This window comes from Deltaproteobacteria bacterium (assembly GCA_016177765.1).
Lineage (GTDB): Bacteria > UBA10199 > UBA10199 > JACPAL01 > JACOUP01 > JACOUP01.
The window spans coordinates 1-1,215 of the sequence record JACOUP010000005.1 but is presented as its reverse complement, the minus strand read 5'-3'; the positions used below and the strand labels follow the sequence as shown (position 1 = coordinate 1,215).

At 51.3% G+C, this 1,215-nt stretch carries 2 protein-coding genes; both read left to right on the top strand.

The window, feature by feature from the left end; translation table 11 throughout:
- The first annotated feature begins 317 nt into the window (after positions 1-317).
- Positions 318-539: a UbiD family decarboxylase gene (locus tag HYS22_02430; GenBank protein ID MBI1909010.1), complete on the top strand. Its 222-nt coding sequence runs from the start codon at positions 318-320 to the stop codon at positions 537-539.
- A partial coding sequence (locus HYS22_02425; protein ID MBI1909009.1) for a UbiD family decarboxylase occupies positions 469-1,215 on the top strand: 747 nt, incomplete at its 3' end. The genes HYS22_02430 and HYS22_02425, both read left to right, overlap by 71 nt.

The window sequence follows — 1,215 nt, the reverse complement described above, 5'->3', positions numbered from 1 at the left end:
TCTTATCACATCCTGATTCAAAAGTTAAGCCCCCGGGCATCTGGACAGCATGCCCCCTGAGATTGCGTTCTTGAAATCGGGAAACGGATAAGACTAAGATGACCATCGCCATGTGAAAACTTTCTATTCTTGAGAAAAATCACGCCAAATTTCCTAGCCCTGGGATAATTCTAATCCGAGACTGTCCCTAATCCTTTTATTTATCACCTACTTATCAACCATCCCGAGATCCGCCTAAGCGGCACGTTTTTTGCGCCCGGTGCCGATTCAGCCTGTTGATGCAACCTGTCGTAGAGCTTCATAAAGGAGGTTTAATAATGGCAAAGGAAGAGCTGAGGAGTTTGAGGTCAACGCTGGAGACATTGAAAAAGGAAAGTTTGGTGCTGGAAACGGACCGGGAAGTCGATCCGAAACTGGAGGTGGCGGCCATTCAGAAACGGCTGGATGGGGGGCCGCCGATGATCTTTAATAAGGTTAAGGGATCTCAAATTCAAGATTCACGAAAGCATTATTCGACCCATACCGCCAAAAATTGTTGACAAAGCTCCCTGTCAGGAGGTGGTGATCGACAAGGATGTAAACGTGTGGCCGGTCCTTCCTATGATCCAACACACTCCGACCGATCCAGGGCGCACCATGGGCGCAGGCAAGACGGTAGCCTCCCCCAAACATTTCTGGGGCGGCTGGCATATCAGCTACAACCGGATGAACTTCCGTGAGGATCTCGGCTGGAAGAACACCTCCACCTTCCAGATTTCCCCTGGGTCTCACACGGATCAAATCGCAACAAAATACTACAAGAAGGAACCGATCCCCTTCACCATCAACATCGGCATTCCGCCGGCAGCGACCCTCATGGCAGGAGCAGGGTTCATGTACACCATATTACCCAGAGGTTGCGACGAATTGGGGATCGCCGGAGCCGTCCAGGGGTTCCCTCTCGAAATGGTGAAGTGTAAAACCATCGATGCTTATGCCATCGCGGAGGCTGAGTTTGTCCTGGAAGGGTATCTGGATACGACGAAAAGGGTCTGGGAAAGTCCGCTCGCCGAGAGGGACCAAAAGCAGGGCGTTTATCCTTTCCATCCCGAATGGTCAGGCTATATGGGGAAGGCCTATCGCACCCACCAGTTCACGGTCACAGCGATTACCCACAGGAAGGAGAGGCCGATTTATGACCCCCTGATCGTCCATGGATACGATAACCACAACATT

Bases quoted from the DNA above. Each gene is read 5' to 3' on its own strand.
- HYS22_02430 (MBI1909010.1), top strand. From the start codon at position 318: ATGGCAAAGGAAGAGCTGAGGAGTTTGAGGTCAACGCTGGAGACATTG.